This is a genomic window from Nitrospira sp. (assembly GCA_024760545.1).
Classification (GTDB): Bacteria; Nitrospirota; Nitrospiria; order Nitrospirales; family Nitrospiraceae; genus Nitrospira_D.
The window spans coordinates 3,213,201-3,238,139 of the sequence record CP060501.1; the positions used below are offsets into that span (position 1 = coordinate 3,213,201).

24 protein-coding genes are annotated in these 24,939 nt (G+C 55.7%); 6 read left to right on the forward strand and 18 right to left on the reverse strand.

Features of this window, described 5'->3' with window-relative positions; all coding sequences use genetic code 11:
- Positions 1-36: 36 nt before the first annotated feature.
- Together polA and H8K03_15170 are read right to left on the reverse strand one after the other, a co-directional pair.
- A complete protein-coding gene (polA, locus tag H8K03_15165; GenBank protein ID UVT19137.1) occupies positions 37-2,694 on the reverse strand; it encodes a DNA polymerase I in 2,658 nt (885 codons plus the stop codon).
- 84 nt (positions 2,695-2,778) lie between these two features.
- Complete coding sequence (locus H8K03_15170) at positions 2,779-3,210, reverse strand: hypothetical protein (protein UVT19138.1); 432 nt, start codon at positions 3,208-3,210, stop codon at positions 2,779-2,781.
- 292 nt (positions 3,211-3,502) lie between these two features.
- Here H8K03_15170 and H8K03_15175 point away from each other — a divergent pair, with 292 nt between their 5' ends.
- Positions 3,503-3,568 carry a hypothetical protein gene (locus H8K03_15175; protein ID UVT22499.1) on the forward strand — a complete coding sequence of 22 codons (66 nt, stop codon included), beginning with the start codon at positions 3,503-3,505 and terminating at the stop codon, positions 3,566-3,568.
- Between the two features lie 190 nt (positions 3,569-3,758).
- Here H8K03_15175 and H8K03_15180 read toward each other — a convergent pair whose 3' ends face one another.
- The 5 genes from H8K03_15180 to H8K03_15200 all read right to left on the reverse strand — a co-directional run bounded on the left by H8K03_15180 (position 3,759) and on the right by H8K03_15200 (position 7,096).
- Positions 3,759-4,418: an endonuclease III gene (locus H8K03_15180; protein ID UVT19139.1), complete on the reverse strand. Its 660-nt coding sequence runs from the start codon at positions 4,416-4,418 to the stop codon at positions 3,759-3,761.
- 61 nt (positions 4,419-4,479) lie between these two features.
- Entirely contained in the window at positions 4,480-4,674 is a 195-nt protein-coding gene (locus tag H8K03_15185; protein ID UVT19140.1) for a 30S ribosomal protein S21, read from the reverse strand.
- A 51-nt stretch (positions 4,675-4,725) separates the two neighbouring features.
- Positions 4,726-6,213 carry a glutamate formimidoyltransferase gene (gene ftcD, locus H8K03_15190; GenBank protein ID UVT19141.1) on the reverse strand — a complete coding sequence of 496 codons (1,488 nt, stop codon included), beginning with the start codon at positions 6,211-6,213 and terminating at the stop codon, positions 4,726-4,728.
- A gap of 81 nt (positions 6,214-6,294) precedes the next feature.
- Positions 6,295-6,540, reverse strand: coding sequence for a sulfurtransferase TusA family protein (locus H8K03_15195; protein UVT19142.1), 246 nt, complete (start codon positions 6,538-6,540; stop codon positions 6,295-6,297).
- A gap of 25 nt (positions 6,541-6,565) precedes the next feature.
- Positions 6,566-7,096: a DsrE/DsrF/DrsH-like family protein gene (locus H8K03_15200; GenBank protein ID UVT22500.1), complete on the reverse strand. Its 531-nt coding sequence runs from the start codon at positions 7,094-7,096 to the stop codon at positions 6,566-6,568.
- Between the two features lie 188 nt (positions 7,097-7,284).
- On the opposite strand from H8K03_15200, the gene H8K03_15205 reads away from it, so the two are divergent.
- On the forward strand, positions 7,285-8,367 hold the full coding sequence (locus tag H8K03_15205; protein ID UVT19143.1) for a Rieske 2Fe-2S domain-containing protein: 1,083 nt from the start codon (positions 7,285-7,287) through the stop codon (positions 8,365-8,367).
- A 118-nt stretch (positions 8,368-8,485) separates the two neighbouring features.
- Here the strand turns inward: H8K03_15205 and H8K03_15210 are convergent, their stop codons facing one another.
- Positions 8,486-10,495 (reverse strand): cation:proton antiporter, encoded by a 2,010-nt coding sequence (locus tag H8K03_15210; protein UVT19144.1) that lies wholly within the window; start codon positions 10,493-10,495, stop codon positions 8,486-8,488.
- A gap of 421 nt (positions 10,496-10,916) precedes the next feature.
- On the opposite strand from H8K03_15210, the gene H8K03_15215 reads away from it, so the two are divergent.
- A complete protein-coding gene (locus H8K03_15215) occupies positions 10,917-11,480 on the forward strand; it encodes a hypothetical protein (protein ID UVT19145.1) in 564 nt (187 codons plus the stop codon).
- A gap of 19 nt (positions 11,481-11,499) precedes the next feature.
- Here the strand turns inward: H8K03_15215 and H8K03_15220 are convergent, their stop codons facing one another.
- The 3 genes from H8K03_15220 to H8K03_15230 are packed head-to-tail and all read right to left on the reverse strand — an operon-like array spanning position 11,500 to position 14,615.
- Positions 11,500-12,522 (reverse strand): NAD-dependent epimerase, encoded by a 1,023-nt coding sequence (locus tag H8K03_15220; GenBank protein ID UVT19146.1) that lies wholly within the window; start codon positions 12,520-12,522, stop codon positions 11,500-11,502.
- A gap of 27 nt (positions 12,523-12,549) precedes the next feature.
- On the reverse strand, positions 12,550-14,181 hold the full coding sequence (locus tag H8K03_15225; GenBank protein UVT19147.1) for an MBL fold metallo-hydrolase: 1,632 nt from the start codon (positions 14,179-14,181) through the stop codon (positions 12,550-12,552).
- A complete protein-coding gene (locus tag H8K03_15230; protein ID UVT22501.1) occupies positions 14,178-14,615 on the reverse strand; it encodes a VOC family protein in 438 nt (145 codons plus the stop codon). The genes H8K03_15225 and H8K03_15230 overlap by 4 nt, the downstream gene beginning before the upstream one ends.
- A 157-nt stretch (positions 14,616-14,772) precedes the next feature.
- Between H8K03_15230 and H8K03_15235 the strand changes: the two genes are divergently transcribed.
- Entirely contained in the window at positions 14,773-15,585 is an 813-nt protein-coding gene (locus H8K03_15235; GenBank protein ID UVT19148.1) for a uroporphyrinogen-III synthase, read from the forward strand.
- Between the two features lie 245 nt (positions 15,586-15,830).
- Here the strand turns inward: H8K03_15235 and H8K03_15240 are convergent, their stop codons facing one another.
- From H8K03_15240 to H8K03_15270, 7 genes are all read right to left on the reverse strand, one after another.
- Positions 15,831-16,118, reverse strand: coding sequence for a hypothetical protein (locus H8K03_15240; GenBank protein ID UVT19149.1), 288 nt, complete (start codon positions 16,116-16,118; stop codon positions 15,831-15,833).
- A 233-nt stretch (positions 16,119-16,351) separates the two neighbouring features.
- Positions 16,352-17,947 (reverse strand): carboxypeptidase regulatory-like domain-containing protein, encoded by a 1,596-nt coding sequence (locus H8K03_15245; protein ID UVT19150.1) that lies wholly within the window; start codon positions 17,945-17,947, stop codon positions 16,352-16,354.
- A gap of 1,128 nt (positions 17,948-19,075) precedes the next feature.
- Positions 19,076-19,369: a type II toxin-antitoxin system RelE/ParE family toxin gene (locus tag H8K03_15250; protein ID UVT19151.1), complete on the reverse strand. Its 294-nt coding sequence runs from the start codon at positions 19,367-19,369 to the stop codon at positions 19,076-19,078.
- Complete coding sequence (locus tag H8K03_15255; protein UVT19152.1) at positions 19,366-19,638, reverse strand: type II toxin-antitoxin system Phd/YefM family antitoxin; 273 nt, start codon at positions 19,636-19,638, stop codon at positions 19,366-19,368. The genes H8K03_15250 and H8K03_15255 overlap by 4 nt, the downstream gene beginning before the upstream one ends.
- Positions 19,639-19,825: 187 nt before the next feature.
- Positions 19,826-20,824: a zinc-dependent alcohol dehydrogenase family protein gene (locus H8K03_15260; protein UVT22502.1), complete on the reverse strand. Its 999-nt coding sequence runs from the start codon at positions 20,822-20,824 to the stop codon at positions 19,826-19,828.
- Positions 20,825-20,874: 50 nt separating this feature from the next.
- The gene (locus H8K03_15265) at positions 20,875-21,486 is read right to left on the reverse strand and encodes a polyisoprenoid-binding protein (GenBank protein UVT19153.1); all 612 of its coding nucleotides are present in this window, start codon (positions 21,484-21,486) and stop codon (positions 20,875-20,877) included.
- A 40-nt stretch (positions 21,487-21,526) separates the two neighbouring features.
- Complete coding sequence (locus H8K03_15270; GenBank protein ID UVT19154.1) at positions 21,527-22,519, reverse strand: energy transducer TonB; 993 nt, start codon at positions 22,517-22,519, stop codon at positions 21,527-21,529.
- 96 nt (positions 22,520-22,615) lie between these two features.
- Between H8K03_15270 and tdh the strand changes: the two genes are divergently transcribed.
- The gene (tdh, locus tag H8K03_15275; GenBank protein UVT19155.1) at positions 22,616-23,650 is read left to right on the forward strand and encodes an L-threonine 3-dehydrogenase; all 1,035 of its coding nucleotides are present in this window, start codon (positions 22,616-22,618) and stop codon (positions 23,648-23,650) included.
- A 63-nt stretch (positions 23,651-23,713) separates the two neighbouring features.
- A complete protein-coding gene (locus H8K03_15280) occupies positions 23,714-24,904 on the forward strand; it encodes a glycine C-acetyltransferase (protein UVT19156.1) in 1,191 nt (396 codons plus the stop codon).
- The last annotated feature ends 35 nt before the right edge of the window (positions 24,905-24,939 follow it).

Below are 24,939 nucleotides of genomic sequence, written 5' to 3' on the forward strand. Positions count from 1 at the left end.
AGGGAGAACTTCAGAAATAACGATCGTCATTGGCGTCTATGGATGCGCAGCGCGCCAGTTTTTGCCGACGCCGAGATCTACTTTGAGCGGTACCGATAAACCCAACTGTGTTCCGACAGCTTCCATCTCCTGTTTCACTAATCGCTTCGCTTCCTCCAGGTTATGATCCGGCACTTCGAAGATCAATTCGTCGTGGACTTGAAGGATCATTTTCACGTGCGGCAGTTCTTCGCGAAGCGTTTTATGCACGTTGATCATAGCCAGCTTGATCAAGTCAGCGGCTGAGCCTTGAATGGGGCTATTCACCGCCATGCGTTCGCCGAAACCACGTTGAACCGGATCACCACTTTGAAGCTCGGGAATCGGCCGGCGGCGGCCGAGGATCGTCGTGGTGTAGCCCTTCTCTCGTCCTTCGGCGATATTCCGATCCATGAGAGCCCGCACCGCGGCAAACCGCTCAAAGAAGGTCTCGATGTATTTCTTGGCCTCGGATTGCGGTACACCCAAATTCTGAGAGAGACCGAATGGACTGATGCCGTAGACGATCCCAAAGACGACGGTCTTGGCCGTTCGGCGCATGTCTCTGGTGATCTGACTGGAGGGAAGATTAAAGATTTCCATGGCCGTCGCCATGTGGATGTCTTCGCCCTTGGTAAAGACGGACACCAAACGGGGATCTTGTGAAAGATGGGCGAGTATGCGCGGTTCGATCTGGCTGTAGTCGGCACAGAGAAGGTCGTGGCCTTTCGGGACGATGAAAGCCTCGCGAATACGTAAACCATAGTCACCCTTGACCGGGATGTTTTGAAGATTCGGGTCGGTGGATGAGAGGCGTCCGGTCGCCGCGACCGTTTGGTTCAGCGACGTGTGGAGCCGTTTCGTCTCCGGATGCACCAGCTGCGGCAGCGCGTCCACGTAGGTCGATTTGAGTTTGCTGAGACTTCGGTAGTTGAGGATCTGGGCGGGCAGCTCGTGTTGCGTCGCGAGTTGTGTGAGGGTGTCTTCGTCGGTCGAGTAGCCGGTCTTGGTTTTTCGCATGGGCTTGAGGCCGAGTTTCTCAAACAGCACTGCGGCGAGCTGCTTCGGTGAATTAATGTTGAATTCGCTCCCGGCTAATCCCGCGATGGTTTCCATCATGCGGCCGAGCTCTCGCTCCAATTCGTTGCTCAAGGACTGAAGCCCTTCGACATCGAGTAAGAACCCGTTCCGTTCGATATCGGCCAATACCGGGACGAGCGGCATTTCGACGTCAGTGAAGAGCTTCAGGCTCCCTTGGGCCGTCAACCGTTCTGTCAGAATCGGCTCCAATTTCGCCAGGACGGCGGCGGCTTCCGCTGCCGTCTCACGTGAACCGGTGTCGACTTCGAAGAGCGATTGTGGTTGGGCCTTTTCCTGTTGGCCCGATCCGAGCCGTTCACCCAACAGCTCCAACGCGATCGTTTCGAGGCCATGGTCGCGGCGGTTGGGGTTGAGTAAATAGTCCGCGATCATCACGTCCAGGTACGGAGGTGCCAAGGTGACACCGAGGCGATGGAAGACCAGGAGAGTGGCTTTGAGATCATGCACGATTTTTGGCCTGTCCACTTCATGCAGCAGGTGCGTGATAGGCCGCATGAAGGTGTGGACATCGACCGGAATGAAGGTGGTCTGCTCGCCCGTGGAAAGAGCCAGACCGAGGACATCGGCGTGAGCGCTTGATTGACCGGCCAATAAGCAATGCAGCCCGAGCGGCGCACCGTTCTGCAAACTGCCGACAAAACGTTGCGCGGCGGCTTCATCTTCGATGATGGCGGTGGCATGAGTCTTTGTCTCCGGCTGTTTCGACGAGGGCTGGAGGCTCTTGAGGAGCGAGGTGAACTCCAACTCGCGCAGAAGCTCGGCCAGCTGTTCGTCATGCGGCGGTTTGACTCGGTAGGAGTCGGGATGGAACTCCACCGGACTCTGTGTGTCGATGGTGGCCAACTTCCGGCTGAGTCGCGCATTCTCAGACTGTTCGGCGAGGAGTGTCTTGATACGGGCAGGTGTGACCTCATCGAGGCGGCGCAGCAGCTCATCGATCGTCCCGAACTGCGCGATCAATTTCATTGCCGTTTTCTCGCCGATCCCTTTCACGCCGGGAATGTTGTCCGTGCTGTCGCCCATGAGACCCATGACTTCCACGACCCGCGCCGGCTCGACCCCGAACCGTTCACGACACTCGGCCTCGCCCGACCATTTGTTTTTCACCGGATCGTAGATGCGGACGTGTGACGTGAGCAGTTGCAACATATCCTTGTCGCCTGTGACGATCACCACATCGTAGCCCGCTGTTTCGGCCTGCCGCGACAACGTGCCGATGAGATCGTCGGCTTCGTATCCGGCCTGCCTGACGGCGGGGATATTCAGCGCTTCCACCACGCGATGAATGTAGGGGATCTGTACCGACATCCCGTCCGGCATCGGCGGGCGCTGGGCCTTATACTCTTTGAATTCCTCGTGCCGAAGGGTCGGGCCCTTTTCGTCAAAAGCCACCGCCAGACCATCCGGCTTGTGCTCCCGGATGATCTTGAGGAGCGTGGTCATGAATCCATAGACCGCGTTGGTCTGGAGACCTTTCGAATTATTCAGCGCCGGCAGGGCAAAGAAAGCCCGATAAATGTAGGCGCTGCCGTCGATGAGATAGAGAACCTTGCGGGTGGATGTAGGGATCGACATAGCCACAGCTTACCGCGTTGAACCTTCAGCGGTCAGCAGTTGATTTTTATCCATGGCGATTGTCGATTGCTGTCGACTCATCTATTACGGTTCCGGCGCAATAACCAACGGCGGCTTTCCGAATTTCTTACGCATGTTGTTGATCGTGTTCAGGACAGCGGGTTGACCGATCATTTTTGCTTCCAGCTTGCGCTTGCCGGGAAAGTCCAGCATGGTCACTCCGATCAACATCGTGAGAATGCCCTGTCCCGGCAAGAACAACATCAAGAAGCCGGCGAACAGAAAGATCGCGCCGACCACGTTCTTCGCAAGGTGGCCGAGCACCCGAAGCACCGGGTGGTGGTTTTCCATCCAGCGTCGCGGTACACGGGTGTCGAAGAAATCCGTCGGAAGCCGGACGAGGATGAACGGGATGGCAATCAGCGATCCCACAAAGAAAACAATCGAGAGCGCCGTCAGTGTAACGAGGGTTTCGGTCGAGACGTATTGCTGAACTGCGGACAGGAGCCCATCCATCGGAGGGCATCCTAGCATGGGCTCCGGTGCCCCTCAAGACAGATTGGTCTCGAGCTCGTGTTTACGCAGTCGTACGCGATCGATATAATCATCCTTCGTGGAGCATCGGCATGAATCTTCTCAAGCCGCGCGCAATGGTCGTATGGCTCATACTCATCATGACCTCGGTAGCCTGGCATTTTTCTCTTGTATGTACGGCATGGGCATCTGCTTATGCGGGTGACGATCTCCGGATCGAGATCACTAAAAGAGGCGCGGGCAAACAAGTCGTGATTTCACAAGGGGCTCAAGAGTGGTTCATGCTGATCGATGTGACCCCCGAAAATGCGGTGGTTCTCCGGCAGGAGAAAGAGCATGATCGATACCTTGTCGATGAAAGCGAAACACATGACCGCCCGATGACCTCCGACGAGGTCGATGCCGCCATCACAGACTACGTGAACAGTGTGAAAGCCCGCGCACAGAAGAAATAGATACGGCCCGCGGGTCGAAGTCTTGCGCGTATTCCGCTGGTTGTTTGTCAGCCTGTAAGATTCACTCGTCGACCCCTAACGAGATCGTGTGACCCCGGTTCGGTCGCATAAGTCTGCCAACTTGCAGGTGCTGCACAACGGGGAGACCGGAAGGCAAAGGTTCTGACCGTAGGGGACCAGGAGATCGTTATAGGTAATCCAGTACTGTTTGGGCAGCTTATGCCGCAAGGCGTTTTCCGTCTCTTCCGGTGTCTTTGTGTTGATATACCCCCAGCGGTTGCTGATGCGATGCACGTGCACATCGACGCAAATACCGGGCTTCTGAAAACCGACGGTGACGACGAGATTCGCCGTCTTTCTTCCCACCCCCGGTAGAGTCACCAGTTCATCGATCGAGTCCGGTACTACTCCATCATACTCATCGAGGAGTCGGCGGCAGATTTGGTGAATCGATTTGGCCTTCATCCGGTAGAACCCGACCGGGTAAATCGCCTGTTCGATCCTCTTCAGAGGGAGCTTCACCATCGACGCCGGTGTGCGCGCCATGGCGAAGAGTCGATCGCTGGCTTCTCTGGTGGTCTTGTCCTTGGTCCGGAGGCTTAAGAGACAGGAAATCAGGATGAGAAAGGGATCACGACCGGATTGTTTCGCGACGATGCCGAGGACAGGTTCCTGCCATCGGCGTACCTCCTCCTTCACAAGTCGGATAGCCGTATGAATTTGACCCGGGCGCATCGGACTTGGATGAAAACGGGGGAAGGAATGGACGAGGGCGGTGTCTAACCCAGAACGACGTCTAGTCAGGCTTCCGCTTCGATAGCCACTTCTGCCGGCGTCGCTGAGCTTCGCGTTGCTTGGCTTTCTTTCTCACGCTGGGCTTCTCATAGAAGCGGCGACGCTTTAACTCACGGAACAGACCCTCGCCTGCCAGCTTCTTTTTGGCGACCTTGAGTGCTTTTTCAACGTTGTTGTTAAAAACCTTGATTTCCATCCGGTTGGCTTTCGACTTTCTCAGGCCAAGTGAGCCTGCTACTTCTGGTTTTTAAGAATTCGGCGCCGGAGTGTAACATAACCTCTGCAGTTCCTCAAGATTCTCGGCGGCCTTTGCAATCCTGGTTTGAATGGTATCGGTAAGTTGCTGATTTTGTTGTGAAGTTATGTTGGTGTTGACGGTGACAAGGCCTGCCTGAGCAGCAGCAATAGCCATGGTCATGCCGACGGTGAGATCTGAACGAACTGCCGGCTTGACGAGCTCGCGTATCGAGTGAAGATACCGGCCGACCTCACAGGCCGCCTCCGAGATTTCCAGAGGCACTGCAGTAGCCTTCTGCAGAGCCATTGAAACTGCCCTGGGGCGGTCTAAGTGATGCTTGGGGATTTTGTAGGCATCTGTCAGGTCGTTGTAGGCCTCTGTATCTTCTTGAACGAGGAGATGGAGCCGCCGGCTCAACTCCAGTAGACGTTGTTCTTTGTCCGGTTGTCGGGCAAGACGTGCGCCCATCACTCCCAAAGCGGCCGCCAAGGCTCCCACGAATGCCGCCACGCCACCACCGGCTGGTGTCGGTTTGGCATCAGCGACTGCGGTGATAAAGTCCGACAACGTGTGCTCCGTTTCCTTCTTCCCGAGCATTGTCTCGGCTATTCTCGTTTCGAGTACCTGGCCCGAATCGAATCGGTCGAGCTGCACCGCAGCCGCCGCGGCTTGGTCCAATGCCGCCTGCGGCACTAATCCGATCAGTTCACTTCCCGCCACCTCAATTCCCCGGTTTGCGGCTTCGGTTTTGACCATCTGAAATGCCGTCAGGATCGGCGTTGCCAGGTGGTCGGTCAGATTCATCGCCACTTGCACCATGCCGCGGCTGGCCAACTCTACGCCGATCGCTTTCAGATGGGGCAATCCTCCGGTTGATTGGCGAACGGCCCTCGCGATGGACTGGGCCACGTCGACGTCCTTGCATCGGAGGTTCACGTTGTAGGCAATCAGGGGGGGGCGGGCGCCGATCGCAATCGCTCCGGCGCTCTCATGGAGTCGAGGCGGTCCAAAGTCCGGTGTCCAATCCGGATCGTTGGCCATCCGGAAGGCCAAGCCTTCAAGCCCCCCACGTCTCACTGCCTCCAACGGTATGTGGTCGGCATGACTTGCGGCCCGTTCGTATAAGAAAACGGGAATCTCCAGCTCACGCGCGACTTTTTCTCCCAGTCGCTTGGCGAGCTGCACACAGTCCTGCATGGTTGTACCTCTGATCGGAATAAACGGCACCACGTCGGTCGCCCCCACACGAGGATGTCCGCCGACATGTTTGCGCAGGTCGATAAGGTCTGTCGCGATCCGAATGGCACGAAAGGCCGCCTCGACGATCGCGTCAGGGTTTCCACAGAACGTCAGGACCGACCGGTGGTGGTCCGTATCCATGGAGTGGTCTAAGAGCGCCACGCCGGTGGTCGATGTCACCGCATCGATCAGAGCTTGAATCGTCGCTCGATCCCGACCTTCGCTGAAATTGGGGACGCACTCGACAATTCCGTCCATAGGCCTCTCGTAAACGAAAAAGCCGGAGGACTGAGCATCGTCCCTCCGGCTTCTTGCCTTGCTGTCTCCAAGAAGGTGTGATTATTTCGTTTTCTTGACGAAGGCCTTATAGATCCGGCCGGACTTTGCCTGTTCCTCTTCCAAGCCCATCATTTCATGGCCCGTGGATTCGCACCACGCCGGCATGTCCTTCTTGATGCCCTCATCATCGGAGATGACCTCCAGCACTTGTCCCAAAGCCAGCTCTTTGATTTTCTTCGACGTCAAAATAATCGGCATCGGGCAAAAGTACCCCAAGGTATCCAGCTTGATATCGGCTTGCACCATCAAGGCACCTCACTCGGTTGGCGGTTCAAATGAACAAGTTGACGCTGCCATGTTTTGCTTCCGCCAGATATGTGGTCACACCCGCGAACTGATCAATCCCGTCGATCAATGTATCTTTGGAAATGCCCATGAGGCCCATCGTCGTGGTACAGGCGATAAATCGCACATCCAGGTCAATGGCTGTTTGCATCAGCTCAGGAACACCGGGCATCCGATTTTGCTTCATCACCTGTTGCATCATTTTGGTGCCCAGCCCGCCGAAATGGAAGCGGGATAATGGCAACGTGTCGGCTCCGCCTTTGTTGAGGAACCCAAACATACGTCGAAGCCAATCCTTCGCTGAGCTTGCCGCGCCCTTCCTTCGAATCGTATTCAACCCCCAAAATGTGAAGAACATGGTCACACGCATACCCATCGCGGCGGCACCAGTCGCGATGATAAAGGCGGCCATGGCTCGATCAAGATCCCCGCTCAATAATACAATCGTCACTCGCTCGGGCTTGGATTCTTGCAGCTGTGCCAGTGTTGTCGTCGGCTCTACGTGAGAGGCAATCATCATGTCACCTCTTCATGCTTGTACGATTTGCATATTCTATGCATAAACAGAATAGTATGTGATCCTTTGGGGTGTCAAGAAACCGGGCGACCACGCTCCTCTGATCATTGCTTGACCTATTAGCCATCCCCTCGCTATAGTCGGGTCCCATTGTCCGATGCCCTTCTTGTGAGCTTCCTGCCTATCTCATGACCGAGCAACCGTCACCCGAGGTCGTATTTTCCAAGAGTGCTCCACTCTTTGGGTTCTGGTACCCTGCCGTGCCCAGCCATACCCTACCCCCTGGTACCATGAAGGGATTGCAGATGTTGGGGTTGCCGATCGTCCTCTGCCGGGATCGAGCGGGTAGCCTCGCGGCAATGCGTGACATCTGTCCCCACCGTGGCATGCCTCTGTCGTTCGGACGGTTCAACGGCGAGCGGGTGGAATGCTCGTATCATGGCTGGCAGTTCGACATGAAGGGTCGCTGCCGGTGTATTCCTGCCTTACCCGGAGAAGCGGAGCTACAAACCGATAAAATCGGTGTCACGACTTATCCGGCCGAAGAAACGGACGGCATGATTTGGCTGTATCTGGCCGATGAGCGAGGGAATATGAATCCGCTGCCGGCTGCTCCGCGTATGCCGCTTCCATCGGAACCTCGGCAATCGTTCCATATTTCGTTGACCTATACCTGTACTGCGGATGACGGCATCATTGGTCTCATCGATCCGGTCCACGGACCGTACGTGCATTCCTGGTGGCGCAGCGATGCGCGTATGCACGAGAAGACCAAGATCTTTGAACCGATTCCTAACGGTTTTCGAATGACCGCCCACCGGCCGGCGAAGAACAGCGGGCCGTTTCATTGGATTGAGCGTATCTATGGGGGACCGCTGACCACCACGATCGACTTCCTCTTGCCGAACCAACGAGTGGAACTCATGCAGTGCGGGAGCGTGTGGCTCGCCAATCGATTGATGGCCACACCCGTATCCGATATGGAATGCCGTATCGATTTCTCCGCCTATTGGCGCGGACTGCACTGGCTCCCGTTCGGCAATTTGATTTTTCGCACCCTGACGAAAATGTTTCTCGGCCAGGATGAGCGGGCGATGAAGCATCTGGCAGTCGGTCTTCGTCACAAACCCTCATCGATGTTTCTCGGCGATGCCGACATGCCGGCCAAATGGTATTACAAATTGAAGGCGGCCCATGTGGCCTCCGTCCATACCGGCCAGCCGTTCGATCACCCCCTCAAAGAGCGAGTGACGCTGCGGTGGCGAAGCTGACCGCACTCGTTCGATCGGTATGCCTATCGGTGCGTGCCGACTTGCATAAGCTCGACGTTCCTTCGGGATTTATCGCGGCGATGCATCAGGCGTGAGGCGTCTCAATCCAGACTGTACGCTAGCTTTCAGGCTCGTTCGCCAGAATAAAGCTCATGGCCCGCCTGATCTCAGGTCGCGATCCGAGCAGCACGACGATATCGCCGGCGAGGAGTGTGGTCTTCTCCGACGGGTTGGATTCCGTAACGCCGCTTCTGGTCAATGCAATGATGGAGGCCCCTGTCCGTGGCCGCAGCGCCAATTGGGCGATTGTCTTTCCGTCGGCCGGTGAATCTTCCTCAATTCGGCACGTCTCCACTTCGACATCTGTGAGGGTGCCCCCGCGAAGGTGATGAGCCAACTCGGGGAGCTCGCTGCGGCGTAGGAGCGCATAGCCCTCACGGCGTACCTGTTCAGCCTTTCGCACGACGAAGTCTTGCGGCATGTTGTACGTGCGGAGTACGAGCGCGAAGATTTCGATCGATGTTTCAAATTCTTCAGGCACCACATCGTCCGCGCCCAGTTGGTGGAGTTCCTCTAACTCCCGCAAATAGCGGGTTCTTACGACGATATGGATCTTTGGGCTCAAGCCTCGGGCGACCTGCACGGTCCGACGGGCCATGAACGGATCAGAGATCGCGACGACCAAGACCCGTGCGTCTTCGATCTTCACGTGCCTCAGCACAGTCGGGTTTGTCGCATCTCCATAATAGAGGGGCAAGCCATGGGCGGCCTCGCGGCGCACTCTGTCACCGTCTAAATCCAATGCGATGTACGGCACTTCCGTCTCACTCAATACGCGGGCCAGATTGCGCCCATTCAACCCATACCCCACGATAATGACGTGGTCCTTGATGCGTAGGTGCCGCCCCTCCGCTTCCAGTACATGGGCTTCTGTTTGTCCAGGAAGCCAATGGTGGAGTCGTTGCACAGCTTCGACTCTTCGACCGAGATGCGGCGACAGCTGCATGAGGAACGGTGTGATGATCATGGAACAGACCGAGACCGCCAGGAAGATCTGATACGGCGCTCCCGACAACAGCCCCTTCTCCTGTCCTACTTGTGCCAGCACAAAACTGAACTCACCCACCTGCGCAAGGGCAATGCCGGTCATGACGGCCGAGCGCGGAGGGACAGGGATGGTCAAGACGGCTCCAGCGCCGGTGACGAACTTTACAAGCAGGACCACGAGCAAGACGCCGGTCACCACGGCCGGATACTCCGACAAAATGCGCCAGTCCATCAGCATGCCGATGGAGACAAAAAACAGACTGTTGAAGCTGTCTCGAAACGGCAACACTTCGGCAATGGCCTGGTGACTGTACTCCGATTCGGAAATCACGAGTCCGGCGATGAAGGCGCCTAAGGCGAGCGACAGTCCACCCAGAGCAGTCAACCACGCGATGCCGAGGCACATCACGATGATCGTCAAGAGAAAGAGTTCCCGGCTTCGACTGCGAACGATGTGATCGAGCAGTTTCGGGACCACATACCATGCGGCTGCGACGATACAGACGACCACCACCATAGACTTGCCTAACGAGAGCAACACCGAGGTGACCGCACCCTCATTGGGACTGGCAAGAATGGGCGTCAACAAGATCATGGGAACGACGGCCAAGTCCTGAAAGACCAGAATGCCGACGGTGGCTCGCCCATGCGGCGTATCATTGTCTCCACTGGCCGCCAACGCTTTCAACACAATGGCGGTGCTGCTGAGTGAGAGCAGAAAGCCCCAGAAGATCGCCTGAGATGTCGGCAATCCTGTCAGGGTGCCGCCAAGCCATGCGATGGCAATGACTCCTCCCACTTGAATGGGAGCGGCAACCAGGAGCAGCCGCCGGAGTGATGCGAGTTGTACCAGTGAGAATTCGATGCCGATCGTGAATAGGAGCAGCGCAATTCCGATTTCCGCCAATAAGTGAACCGTCTCGATATCGGAAACAATATTGAGTCCGTGTGGACCGATCAACGCACCGGCCACGAGGAATCCCGCGATAGACGGCAGTCGGAATTGATGAAAGAGAAACACCACCGCGATGGAAACGGTGTAAATGAGCAGTAAGTTTCCGAGCACACCGTGGTCAGTCATGTCGTACGTTTATCGCATCGGCTGTCATGCGTAGAACATCCTCGTCGTCTGTGGTCCGACGATTTGTTGCTGAAGCAACATTATCCCTCGTCCAGAGGCCGTCACGAGAGATACGAAGGATACCTGAGGTCCATGCAAGGGACAAGGCAAAGCGGCAACCCCACACAAAGATTGTTCAGAGACTTTTCCGATCCTTGCATGGGTTCCAGAGGTCGCAGGGAGAGGTGCGTGCGAAGCGAGTACAGATTAAAGATGGAGGATAGGAGCGTCACCGATTGGTCTTTCGCGGCCACAGTCTTGGCTTTGCCCCCTCCAAAGAGGCATAGACCGAACAATAAAGTATTGCGTAGGGTGTGGGCACCTTAACGTGACACGGCGACCAGGCACCGAGTGCCTCCGCCATATGATCTGGAGGTGCCCCATGCGGCTGATCAGAACGGCGTTCTTCTCATCGGCAATCCTGGCGGTTATGTCTGCTGGGCCGGCTTTCGGCGACTCCTCACCCGGGTCTGCGGCGACGTGGGAATGCCCCCAAGCCGATGGTAGCTCTGTGTACACCAATAAGGAGAGAGCCGGTTGCCATGCCATGGCGCTCAAGCCGCTGTCTGTGGTACCCGATTTGGAAAATATGCCGACGGCTCCTCGAACCATGACCACCGCCGCACCGCGATATGAGGTGCCTCCTTATCAGGGGCGCTCATCCGGGACGGAAGGTCGTCAGGTGCCGGATTGGGCGCGCGACTGGTATGCGAGCAACACGTCCACCGGTTCTGTACAAGCCGAGGTGTGCAGTTTGTATATGGAATGGATGCAACTTGTGCAGAAGACCCGGGGCGGCGTATTTTTCGGAACGGATCCGTCCTATGGGGGCGATATCAGCGGGCGTGCTCAAAGAGGGGCAAGCCACTCCTTTTACGACAACTCACGCTATATTGCACTGTCGAGGCTCTTCGGCCCAGGGTTCGTGCCTGTGGGGTGTTTCTAGCGCGAGGCACCCCAACGCGTCACACTCTATAGAATTCACGATACCACTTCACAAAACGAGGAATGCCCTCTTCGATCGGGGTGGTCGGCTTGAAGCCGATATCGCTGGTGAGATCGTCGATGTCGGCATAGGTAGCAGGGACATCTCCTGGTTGTATCGGCATCAATCTCTTTTCTGCCTTTTTCCCCACCGCGCTTTCCAGAACCTCGATGAAGTGCAAGAGTTCCACCGGCTGATGGTTACCGATATTATAGATACGCGCCGGAGCCGAACTGGTCCCTGGGTCCGGCTTGTCTCCTGACCACGATGGATTGGCCGTAGCCGGATGATCAAGAGTCCGGATGACCCCTTCGACGATGTCGTCCACGTAAGTGAAATCGCGTCTCATCCTGCCTTGGTTGAAGACCTCGATGGGTTTCCCCTCCAGGATTGCCTTCGTAAAGATGAAGAGGGCCATATCGGGGCGTCCCCAGGGCCCATACACGGTAAAGAATCGGAGACCCGTGCAGGGCAGCCGATACAGGTGGGCATAACAATGGGCCATCAATTCGTTGGCTTTCTTGCTGGCGGCATAGAGCGAGACCGGATGGTCCACATTGTCGTGAATAGAGAATGGCATGTGGGTATTGCCGCCATACACGGAACTGGAGGATGCATAGACGAGATGCTCGATGTGACTGTGCCGGCAGCCTTCCAAGATATTCATGAATCCTTCGATGTTGCTCTCCGTATACGCATGGGGATTGACGAGGGAGTAACGCACGCCTGCTTGCGCCGCAAGATGAACCACACGTCGTATTGGCTCATCGGTAAAGAGATCGCGGATGCCTTGTCGATTGGCCAGGTCGAGCTTGACGAATCTGAACCCTTCGCGGGATTTCAATTGCGCGAGTCGAGCTTCTTTTATCCGGACGTCGTAGTAGTCATTGATATTGTCGAGGCCGATGACAAGGTCGCCTCGGTCCAACAGACGCGTAGCCACATGGAATCCGATGAACCCCGCGGCACCTGTGACAAGAATCGGCGACTGTGATCCACTCATGTCTTCTCCTCAATCAAAGAAAATGGTTCATCCTCGTGTGGCGGCTTTTATAAACGGCGGATCCTGGTGGTCCAACCGGTACAGAGTCAGCGGAGCCAACGCATGTCCCCCTGAAACGATTTCGATCCTGTCCCTGCCGGCTGTTCGATAGAGGTCCAGGGCGTGGGCACAATGATATCGACATCCGTGCGGGGTGAGAAGGTCTTTTAATTTTTCAGGCGGCTCCCAGTGAGCCGTCAACAGCGCGGTCCTGGCGGGGTTGCGACGGCTGAACATAAAGGAAAGATGATCGGGATACCAGTCGGCTCCGCCGGTGGCGTATGAAACAAACACCCGTGCCTGGGCGGCCGCGCAGACCTCGGCAAGATAGCTGTTGGTGAGATAGCCGTTTTCACCGACATCCAGCCATTCGCCGGGATGGGAGAGAGGGGCGTGGGTGGCATGGCTCCGGATTTCGAGCAGCTGCTGCTGCGACGCCAGCACCAAAGGTATCGGCCCATACTTCACCACCAATTGCTGAATGATATTGTCCTTGAGAGCCGATCGTCCGTCGTTGGTCGGGCCGCTGTCCGCATGGATCAACACGTTGTGCCCACGATCCGAGATCAAATAGCAATTCCTCGGCATTTCGAGGTCGCAAGGGTCTTCTCCATAGAAGGGAACGGAGAGCACCGCGCCGCCTTCAAACGGCCAACTTTCGCCGTGGGCAAGTTCGATGATTCGATCGAACCCCAGTTCTGTAAGAAGCGACCGATAGTCAAAGAACAGCTGCTTTCGGTTTCGTCGGCTGGGAACGATGATCGGCGTGTCTTTCGGCAAATGGAGCAAGGTGCGGGGATCGACATGATCATCGTGATCGTGGGTGAGGAACACCGCGGCGGGTCTAGGGAGAAGTGCACCCCAGAGCGACGGCATCGGTGATTCGGCAAACCACGGCAGAAGCCATGGGTCGAAGAGTAATACCGTCTCACGTTGTCGGTAGAGCAGGGCCGCATGTCCCAGGTGGACTGTGTCTTGATCCTGTACGGTTTCGAACCAATGCCGCCGGACTGATGCCGTTGGCGAAGCGGCCAAGCACCCGTGCAGTTGCAGTAATTCCATCAACTTCGCCAGTACTCCCTGTGCGTCACGAGGCAGTGCGGACACTGCGGATCTGAGATCGTTCACCGTATGAGTTCCATCGAGCAGACCGAGTAACCTTCCGACGATAGGACCCAGAGGCCGATCATTGAATCCGATGGGGACCACTTGGTGGTTGACCGCATCAAAAATGCGAAGACCGCCATTGGTCACGGTTGCGGATGCGGTCGGATCGATCGGAAACTCCCAATGGAACGTTCCATCCGGTCGGCGGCCGCAGCGAATGTGCTGCTTGAGGTATGGTCGCGCGTTGACCAGCTCTGCATAGGCATCCTCCAGCCGTCGCTGGCGGTCGAAATCATCGAGCGGTGCCCGTTTCGCGAAGACATCGCTGATTGCCGTATCAATTGCACTGGACAGAAGACCATGCGCCTCGTGGAGACTGGCAACGACCTCAGGGGCCACACCGCATACGAACGGGAAAGGCCCCGGCGGCTCCGCGCTTTCCAGTTGGATCCAGCACCAGGGGGCGAGGCTAAGATAATGATTTGGGGGGAGGCTGGTCCAAGTCCGGCTCATATATCGGCTCTGAACTTCAGCTTGCTGATCGTCGGCTCATACAGAGCCTGAATCAGATTGCCGTCAGGATCTGAAAAATAGAACGAATAGCTGCCGTCTCGGTGTTGCTTGGGCTCCTTGGTGATTCGTCCTCCCAGAGATTCGATCTTCAGCATGACCGCTTGATACATCTGATCGACGGCCTGTGGACTGTCGAGAATCACCCCGATATGATCGAGCAGTTGAGCCGTTGGGGGTTGGTAAGCGGACAGCTCATCCTTTGGAATTTGGTGGAGCGCCAGATTGTCGGTCCCGGAGCTAAAATATACATTCTCTTGGTCCGGTTCCCAAACGGTCTGCATACCAAGCAGCTGTTCATAGAACCGCCGCGAGCGAGGAAGGTCCAGGACACGTAGCGCCAGATGGCGAAGACCTTGATGGAATGGAGCCGTCATACGATCGCAATGCAAGTTGATCAAACTGGAATTGGTATAGTAGGGAGACCAACGACCAGCCGTCAACGGAAAATCGGCTCCTGCCCCAAATCGTCGACTGTAGGATGATCGCATACTTGATGACTTCAGGGTGCTCAGGTCAATGACATTGAACGGAATGACAGTTGTGACATTCGAAAGCCGGATGGCAACGGAGATGGCCCGCCTGATCGAGCGTTATAGCGGACGGCCACTCGTCGCTCCCGCCCTGCGCGAAATTCCACAGGAGAAGAACCCGGCGGCAGAGGAGTTTGGGGCTCGGCTGATGGCTGGACGGATCGACCTGCTTATCTTGCTGACTGGTGTCGGCACCACCACGCTGTTTGACCTCCTCAAAAGGCACTATCCGTGGACGGCAATCTCGGAGGCGCTGACACGGACTATTCTTATTAGCCGGGGGCCGAAGCCGGTCGCGGCTCTTAAAGCCTTGGGTCTCAAGGCGACGGCAACTGTCCCCGAACCAAACACCTGGGTCGATCTGATTTCCACCTTGGATCAGTCTTACCCTGTGAAGGGATTGCGGGTGGCTGTGCAAGAGTATGGGGTTTCGAACCCCGATCTGCTGAAGGCACTCGAGCGGCGAGGCGCAGAAGTCCTTCCTGTTCCGATTTACAAATGGGCTTTACCGGAGGATCTTAGTCCAATTCGTCATGCAATCGATGAAATCATCGCGGGGCGCGTCAACGTGATGCTGATTACCAACGCGGCTCAGGTGGACCATCTCATGCATGTGTTGGAGCAGGATGGAACCACGCAACCCTTCCGCATGGCACTAGGAAAGATGGTCGTTGCCTCCATAGGCCCGACGGCCAGTGAACGGCTGCGACACTATAGTTGGCCGATCGATTTCGAGCCGTCACACCCCAAGATGGGGGTTTTGGTGAAGGAAGTGTCGGAACAAGGTTCCAAAATTCTCGATAGAAAGCGATAAATTCAGGTGCATGCCTAGGTCGGACGCTGCAAGAATTCTGACCGAGTATTCCAAAGTTGCTGGTTGTTCATGGCCCGATTGTGTAACGACTGACCGGTCGTTGCACAGGCCTAGGGCCCTCCAGCCGTTTCTCATACTACTTCATAGTTGACGCTCCATTTGCCGGCTTAAGTTCTGAATCACAGTCCTTTGTGCGTATGGTATCAATAGCATCTCGCGCAGCATTTCCTTTAACCGTCAGTTTTTTACATCATTAGCCATGTCGGCATATTCACCAGCATCACCAAAACCAAAAAGAGATCCCAGCCAAGTTCTTTCACCTTTACGAGCTTTTGTTCGTCTGTTAAGCAAAGTGGGTCATTACTTGGAGCCTCCGCTTGACCGACACTCCCTCCTCCAGGCGCTACCGGCCTGGAGCTGCTGTCACGTCCACTGCTACACCCTGCAATCATCGTCGTCATACACAGTGAAAGGGCGATCTTCATGGCCATCGGGGGAATAACGTCGCTCTTGCCTACAATTAGCAGAGTCATAATGTTTCTCCACTAGAATAGTACTGGCCGCTGGTGGGACATATAAGTTGTTGAAAGTAATAGAAGTTGTCGACCGAAGTGGTGGCTCATCTTCAGGGCTTCGGATGCCAGCAGGTTGCTCTTATTCGGCGCAACATTCTTTCTTTGGAGAGGCCTATCCAACTGGATAGGCCTCTCCCCCATGTATTCTTGTGCCAATACTAGATAGACCGCTAATTGAGACCCCGCTTCGCCTAGTTCACGATGCAGAATGTCGGAGTTCCACCGGGTGACGACGCAGGTTGTTGATCCAACCAGGCATTTATTGGAGTCACTGACACATTGCATTGCGCATCCACGATAATATTGAAGATATGCCACCAAAGCTTGGACCCTTCACCAGGGGGTGGGGCAAAGACGCTGGTATTCCCGTTCTGGCTGAGCTCCACGCGACCGGGCGACCCTGTCATGCCGGGAGTCAGGGTCCCACTGAAATTATGCACGGCATAGGCGTAAGTTCCTTGCATTAACTTGCTGATTGTCACAACTTCGGGGCCGAAGCTGGTGGTGTCATCCACGTCAAGACTTACAAAAGGCAGAGCGGTCAAGGAACCTGGCGCGCCAAAAAACACGTGGCTACCGTTGGGTGTGAACAAATGGGAGTCGAGATCGAGAGGGTTTGCGCCCCAGGTCAGTTTGATGTTCAAACCTCTCAGGTCAGTAGTTATGGCGAGGCACGGGTCTAAAACAATGTTTGTCCCTGCAGGCCCGGCTGTCACAGTGTTGGTTAATTGTGTACCGACAAGGGCTGTGAGCGTCGCTTTACCGTTTTTACTGATAGGTATCTGGAATGAGCCGTCTGTTGCGGTATAGACTCGTGAGGAGCCGGAGTAGTCAATGCCGTCGCTTTCGACGAGGGCATTCCCTGCAGGCTGGCCTGAGTCGTTTCTCACACATCCCGTTATAAAGATGGTCTCTGTTACTAGATCAGCGTTCCAATAGATCAGCCGAGTCACGCTAGCCTCGTAATAGCGATTGGGACCAGTACCAGCCAACGTTGCTTGACCTTCTTGGATCCATCGCCCGGTCGAGTCATCAAAATAGAAGAGCGGAATTGTCGCGGGAATATTAGCGGATCTTGTACTGACAGGAATACGAATCGTGGAGATGCTCCCCGGAGATAAGTTGTACCGCACGTCATTGCTGTCACGGACATCGATTGCCATTGCACCAAAGCTCTCGATCTGTCTGATAGCACTACCAACAGAAGCGGTAAAATCTCCGGGCATGTCGTTCGTAGTAATTGCTACGTTAATAGGAGTGACCGAGACCGCGACATTGGCTGCCAGGGATCCACCCGTTTGTGGAACAAGTCCGTTCGCTGGAAGGACAATCTGGGCCGTAGAGTTTGGTACGGTTATCGTGCCTCCGGTCGCAATGGCGACATTCTGCGTAATGCCGACCCTGACAAGTTGTACGGTGAGCGGCGTGCTCTCCCCAGCCGTCACACGAGCAATGCGAAAGTTCTCTGCAAAGCCGGCAGCTTCGACTCGCACCACTGCCCGGCCAGTTGCAGGTACAGAGAGTGTATAGCTGCCATCAGATCCTGATGAGGACCGCACGGACCCCACTTCAATTGTTGCATTGGCAATTCCTCCCGTACCGTCAGAAGAAATAACACGGCCAGTGATAGTTCCATTGGCTCCAGGATTTGAAGACGGCTCGGGAGTGCTATCTCCACATCCTGTAAGGGTCACGAGAAGTAGGAGTGCAAGGGGTCGTATCCAGCATGAAAGTGCAGACTTGGACTGATACCGGAAACACAATATCCAGGAAACATTTCTTCTCATGAAATTCTCCTTCTGGTTTAACGTGAGGCTCTTGCAAGCTCAGCTCCATATGATGTGTGGAGAGGTGGACGGCGGGGGGGCTATGTTTCAGGCATGTGGCCTATTCGTCCACTCGCTCGCAGATTGCAAAGTCGTTAGCCGCGAACGATAGCAATTCTGTACGACTGCACTTACTCCACTTTGAAACAAGGACGACTTTGCTTGTTCGGCAGAGCTGTATGGCTCCAGCGTTATATTTTTAAGTAACTATCATAAAGTAAGGATAATAAGCTAGTAAGAAATTGTGCTGATATCCGATGGGCGTAGTATCTCGGGTCGGTTATTTAGTGCCTTGCCAGCCTGTGTAAGATGCCGCACGGTAATCGTCTATAAACGCGTCTATACATCCCATCATCGACCGTGAGCGGGCGACGCATGTCCGTATAAGTCAAAAACGCGAGATTGTCCGGAAAGAGAGTAGTTGATATTGGTGTATCCGAAGTGGATGTTGATGTACGGGACCAGGCAATTGAGGAGTTCGAGAAATGGTCGAGGGAAGGAGATTAAGGGGGGATAGACAGAGTCTACGGCGAGACACTAATCAAAGTGAAGGCTGCGTGAATCTGAACTCCTTTCACCCCTCTTGTTTTTGAAGCTGCCAGAGATGCGGAAGGTAAAGGATGGCGTGGCATTATCGAAAGTGAACTACTTGGGGACTGTAAAGAAATCCAATTCGGAAGTGAACAGGGCTTCACTACAGAGAAATTGCCTCCCATTACTGGCCCAGCCGCGTTAGCAAGGGCTGCCTCCAAGGACCGATATATACCAGCGTCAAGAACCCAAGCCTATTAGTTGCACATCGCTGAACAGCAAGCGGGTGAGAGAGATTGTGCTCTTCTAGGTCAGTTCTTTATGGTCTGCTGATCTCGCAGTCAATTAATAGACTTGGTTAAATACTTAGGAAGGGCTGACCAGATTACCTTGAAAGAGCAGTTTTAAGATCACTTCCAGTTCCGCACGATCACATGGTGAGGACCGCGGCTCCCTGGAAGGTCCCGGCCTTGAGCTCCTGCAACGCGTGGTTGGCTTGTTCAAGAGGGAAGCGGATCGTGTGTGGTTTGATAGGAATGGCGGCTGCTTCGCGCAGCATTAAATGCGATCCAGCTCTCGATAATCCCGGTCGCGGTGCAGGACCCTGGCCACTTTCACCACCTTAGCCTTTTCATCGATTGCATAGATGATGCGATATTCTCCCTGTGTCACCCGAAATCCAGTAAAACCCCGGTAGGTGAAATGCGCGAGTTGTTCGGAGTCAGGAGGACGGGGGGTACGGCGGAGAGTAAGAATCTTGAGAAAGACCTGGCGGAGCCGTTTGGCATCGGAATGTCCAAGATCTTCAAGCGTCGCGAAAACGGCCTCTGAGAACTCGAGCGAATAACTCACAGGCCTAGACGCTTGGTCATATCATCGAGGGTCAGGAATCGATCGTCCTTGAGGCTTTTGGTGAGGAGGGCGGACTCGTAACGATCTTCTAAATCAACCAATCGCTGATAGTCATCATAACCAAGGATTACGGCGGTCGGGCGCGCCCCTTTCTTAATCACGATCCGCTGCCCCTGATAGCCGGCTTTGGCTAAGACGGCTGAGAAACTCGCCTTGGCCTTAGTCGCCGTCACCGTGTTTTCTGCGTGGACAGTGTTCGACTTCTTCATGGGCGCATTCTACTCAATCAGGCTAAAATAGTCAAATAGGTCATTAACATCTGACGTGGAAACCCCTACGCTTTCGACTATTACTGTTTCAATGCGAGTGATGCGTTCTCTCGAGCGCTTGCCGGCAGGCTCTTGCGGTAGCTTCCGACGAAGAACCAGCAGCATTGGTAATTCAGTCACGTCACGATCACATGGTGAGAACCGCCGCTCCCTGGAAGGTCCCCGCCTTAAGCTCTTGCAACGCGCGGTTGGCTTGCTCAAGAGGAAAACGGATCGTATGCGGTTTGATAGGGATGGCGGCTGCTTCGCGCAGGAGATCGAGCCCGTCCTGTCTTGTGTTGGCGGTGACACTGCGGATCACCCGCTCGCCGAACACTTCACGATCATAGTCCAGCGAGGGAATCGGCGACATATGAATGCCCGCCAAGGCTAAGGTCCCCCCTCGGTCGAGCGCTCGTAATGCCCGAGGAACGAGCTCCCCGGCGGGCGCGAAGATGATCGACCCGTGCAGTGTATCGGGCGGCGAATCCGTTGCCCCGCCCACCCAGACTGCTCCAAGTTGTCTTGCCAGAGCCTGATGCTCCGGCTTGAGGGAACTGACGTAGACCTGGCAGTTCCAGTGGCGCGCGATCTGGATGGCGATATGCGCTGATGCGCCGAATCCATAAAGTCCCAAACGCTGGCCTGGCTGAATGCCGCTGAGACGCAAGGCGCGATATCCGATGATCCCAGCACAGAGCAAGGGCGCCGCTTCATCATCCGAGAAGGTCGACGGGATTGGGTAGGCAAATCGTGCGGGTACGGCCACATACTCGGCATAGCCCCCGTCGACCTGATAGCCGGTAAACTTCGCCTGTACGCAGAGATTTTCCCGCCCGCTTGTGCAGAATGCGCAATGTCCACATGTGCCCTGAAGCCAGGCAATCCCCACACGGTCCCCCTCCTTGACCTCAGAGATCTCGGAGCCAACTTGTATCACCGTACCAACGGCTTGATGGCCGGGGATCAGGGGCAATGCAATGTCGGGAAGTTCTCCCTCGACCACGTGAAGGTCTGTCCGACAGACTCCACAGGTATGAACTTTGACGAGAACCTGATCAGGCTTCGGAACAGGAATCGGCCGATCTTGAAGTTGCAAGGGACTGCTGGAGACATCGCTCGTATGGTTGAGCACCATCGCTTTCATCGTCATTCAGGGTTATCAGTTTCGAGTTGCGGGCTTCCGGTTCGTAACACTTACGGATTGTTCGCTTGGATGCACTCGATATCAAGCCGGATTTCCACTTCTTCTCCGACGACGAGTCCGCCGCTGTCGAGCGTTTTGTTCCAAATCATGCCGAACTCTTTGCGGTTCAGCTTTCCCTGAGCGGTGAATCCGGCTCGGGTGTTGCCCCAGGGATCTTTGGTCACACCATTGAAGGTTCCAACGAGCGTGACCTCTTTGGTCACGCCACGCAGGGTGAAGTGACCGATTACCGTGTAGGTGTCTCCCTGTTTCTGGTACTGCTTCATCTTGTACGTTATCGTCGGAAACTGTTTGACGTCCAAGAAATCGGCAGTGCGGAGATGCGCGTCGCGTTTTTCGTGGTTTGTGTTGATCGACTCGGCGGTGATCGTGGCTTCAATGGCTTTGAAGGTTTTGGCGTCCGTGTCCATCTCGACAAATCCACGGTAGTTCATGAACCGCCCCGATGTCCTTGACACCACCATATGGGCGACACGGAACTCAATCGCCGAATGATCCGGGTCGATATCCCAGTGAGTCGTTTCCGCCTCGACGCCTAGCGGGAGGAGCGTCAACAATCCCGTGATCACGACTCCCCGCATCCATCTCTCACCGATCTTCATATCTGCCCCTTTCGGTATCGCAGCCTCTGTGAACGATGGGTCATTTCTTCAGCAATCTCGAAGTTGGGCGAGGTTTCTCAGGGTTGATGACCGCACGAGATCCCTGTCCTCCCTTCGCCTCTGTCTTCATCAGCACGTGGACATCGATGGGCTCCGATCCCAAATCCTGGGGAAACACCGGAAATGGTTGCGCGTGGAGGATGGCATGGATACCGGCTTCATCAATCTCACGAGCCCCGGATCCTTTTTCAATCTGGATCAACTGGGCTCGTCCACCGGGATAGAGCCGAAATCGTACATGCACGGTCTCGCTGGACGGGGAGTGGCGGACTCGGCGCACGGTATGACTCCAGCTTCGGCTGACGAGGTGGCTCACTCGGTGCCAATAGGATTGCGGCTGTTCCGCTGAGGGGGGCGGCAGGAGATCTTCTTCAATCACCGGCCCGCTGGCCAATGGAATAGCGGCCGGCAGTGGTTCAGCTTGGTCCGTGGCCAAATCGCTTGCGCTCGATTCATCTTGATCGAGCGGCGACGGCTCCTTGGCGCGACTAGGTAGTTCCGGTGGTTCCAACGTGACGTACACGATGCGTGTCATGATCCGTTCGAACTTCTTTTCATTGGATCTGGCGAATGTGAATTGTATCCGTGAAATGTTCGGGTTCACCGACAGTTGGGTTGGTGGAACGGGTTCAAGGGTCGTAGTTGCCTTCATCACCATGGATGAAGGATCGGGTGTAAATGTCACGACCTGTAACTGGAAATGGCTTGATTCACAGATGGCGACCAACGGCGCATGGCCCTGGGCGACTCCGCCGAGTGTAATCGACAATTCGAGCGGTTGGCCGAGTTGGATATCCCCGGAGTGATTCGAACCGGCGAAATCGAACGTGACCCATCGTTTTCCGGAAGAAAATGCCTGAGACGCCACAGGCTGAGAGTCTGCTCGCGCGTCGTCCTGAAGAAGCGCGAGGCTCAATACAACGATCGGAACGCCGGAAGCCAAGATCAGACGGGTAATAGCCGGATGAACCATGGTCATGGCATCCTACTCATCGTCGGGAGGTCCGCGCAACCCGTTCTTTCCCTAAACCTATGTGTCGAACCGATGGAGTTAGTATAGAATAGGTTCGTGCAAGCACTCGTCAAGATTGCCGCAGGACCGGGTTTAACTCTGAGGGATTGGGCTGATCCGACCCCTGGTCCACATGATGCTGTCGTGAAAGTAGCCGCCACGTCATTGTGTGGAACCGATGCGCATATCTACCGGTGGGACGAATGGGCGCAGAAGCGTATCCAGCCTCCACGCATCATCGGCCATGAATTGTGCGGCCACGTCGTGGAGGTTGGGCGTGAGGTTTCTCTCGTCAAGGTCGGTGATTACGTCGCGGCCGAGTCGCACCTGACCTGTGGAGCGTGCTTCCAGTGCCGGACGGGACAGGCGCACGTGTGCAAGAATTATAAGATTCTCGGGGTCGACCGAGACGGGTCCTACGCAGAGTATGTCGTCTTGCCTGAGGGTGTTCTGTGGCACACGGATTCGGGAATCCCTCCGGAATTGGCTTGTGTGCAGGAACCTCTCGGGAATGCGGTTGACGCGGCGCTTGCTGAAGATCTCACCGGTCATACGGTGTTGATCACGGGATGTGGTCCGACGGGCCTCTTTGCCGCTGCGGTCGCGCGAACCGCCGGCGCCGCCACAATTATTGCGTCCGATGTCAGCGACTATCGCCTTGGGTTGGCGAAGCAAGTCGGCGTGGATCATGTTCTCAATGCGAAGACGGAGTCAGCGGAACGAGTGGAGGCAGCGATCCTCGATATGACGGGCGGTGAAGGGGTGGATGCGGCGCTGGAAATGTCAGGGAATCCCACGGCCTTGCACCAGGCCTTCCGCGCAGTGAAGAACGGGGGGCGAGTGACTCTGTTCGGCATTCCGACCGGTTCGGTGTGCTTCGATCTGCCGAACGAAATTATTTTCAAGGGCATCCGCGTCTATGGAATCACCGGCCGTCGTCTTTTCGGCACGTGGTACCGGTTGGCAGGACTGTTTAAAGCGGGTCTCGATATTCGTCCGGTCGTCACCCATTCATTTCCATTGCGCGAGTTTGCGACCGGCTTTGAATTGATCCAGTCCGGCCAGTGCGGCAAAGTCGTCTTGTTCCCTTAACCGGTCAGCCGGCAGGCCTTCCGGATCTTTCGCGTAGCGTCTACTCCATGTCGGCAACGGACCATGGCGTATAGCTCACTTAAAGCGTCTCTCCAAACTCAACTAACCGATATCAGAGCCCGCGGTCTCTATAAGGTCGAACGTCGATTGTTGAGTCCGCAGGGTGCCGACATCAGAGTGGCGCAAGGCCACGTGCTGAATCTCTGCGCGAATAATTATCTGGGATTGGCCAATCACCCCGCCATTGTGCAAGCCGCCCGCAAAGGGCTGGAAACGTATGGTTATGGTATGGCTTCAGTGCGGTTCATCTGCGGCACGCAAGATCTGCACAAACAGCTGGAACAGGCCATCAGTGAATTTCTCGGCACCGAGGACTCGATCCTATACAGTTCGTGCTTTGATGCGAATGGAGGATTGTTCGAAGTCTTGTTGGATGAGCAGGATGCCGTCATCAGTGATGCGTTGAATCATGCCAGCCTCATCGACGGCATCAGACTGTGCAAGGCCAAACGTTTCCGGTATGCCCATTCCAACATGGCAGAACTTGAAGCTCGGCTGCAGGAATCGAGTGACTGCCGCCTGCGGCTGATCGCAACCGATGGCGTGTTCTCGATGGATGGCGATCTGGCCAAATTGGATCAGATCGTGGAGCTTGCGGAACGGTACGATGCGGCGGTGGTGGTCGATGACAGTCATGCGACCGGGGTCCTCGGCCCCAAGGGACGGGGCACACCGGCTCATTTCGGGGTCGCCGACAGAATCGAGATCGTCACCAGCACATTGGGGAAGACACTCGGCGGCGCGACCGGCGGATTTACATCCGGGAAGGCCGAGGTGGTCGAGCTGCTGCGCCAACGGTCGAGGCCCTATCTGTTTTCGAATGCGCTTCCCCCTCCCGTCGCGGCGGGTGCATTGTGTGCCCTGGATCTGGTGAAGCAAGGCGACCATCTCAGGGAAAGCATTTGCGCCAATGCCGCCCTTTTCCGGGAACAGCTGGCTTCCCTTGGTTTCAGGCTCGTTCCTGGGGAGCATCCGATCATCCCCGTTATGTTAGGTGATGCCATCCTGGCCGCGTCTATGGCGGAAGCGTTACTGAAAGAAGGAGTCTATGTCGTCGGGTTCAGTTATCCGGTGGTGCCGCTAGGGCAGGCAAGGATCAGGACTCAAATGTCGGCTGCCCATACGACCGATCAGCTCAAGCAAGCCGTGGAGGCGTTTGCGCGGGTGGGACGATCGCTCAGTGTGATCCGCTAGCTCCTTCAAGGATTACCCAAGAATTGACATTTCAC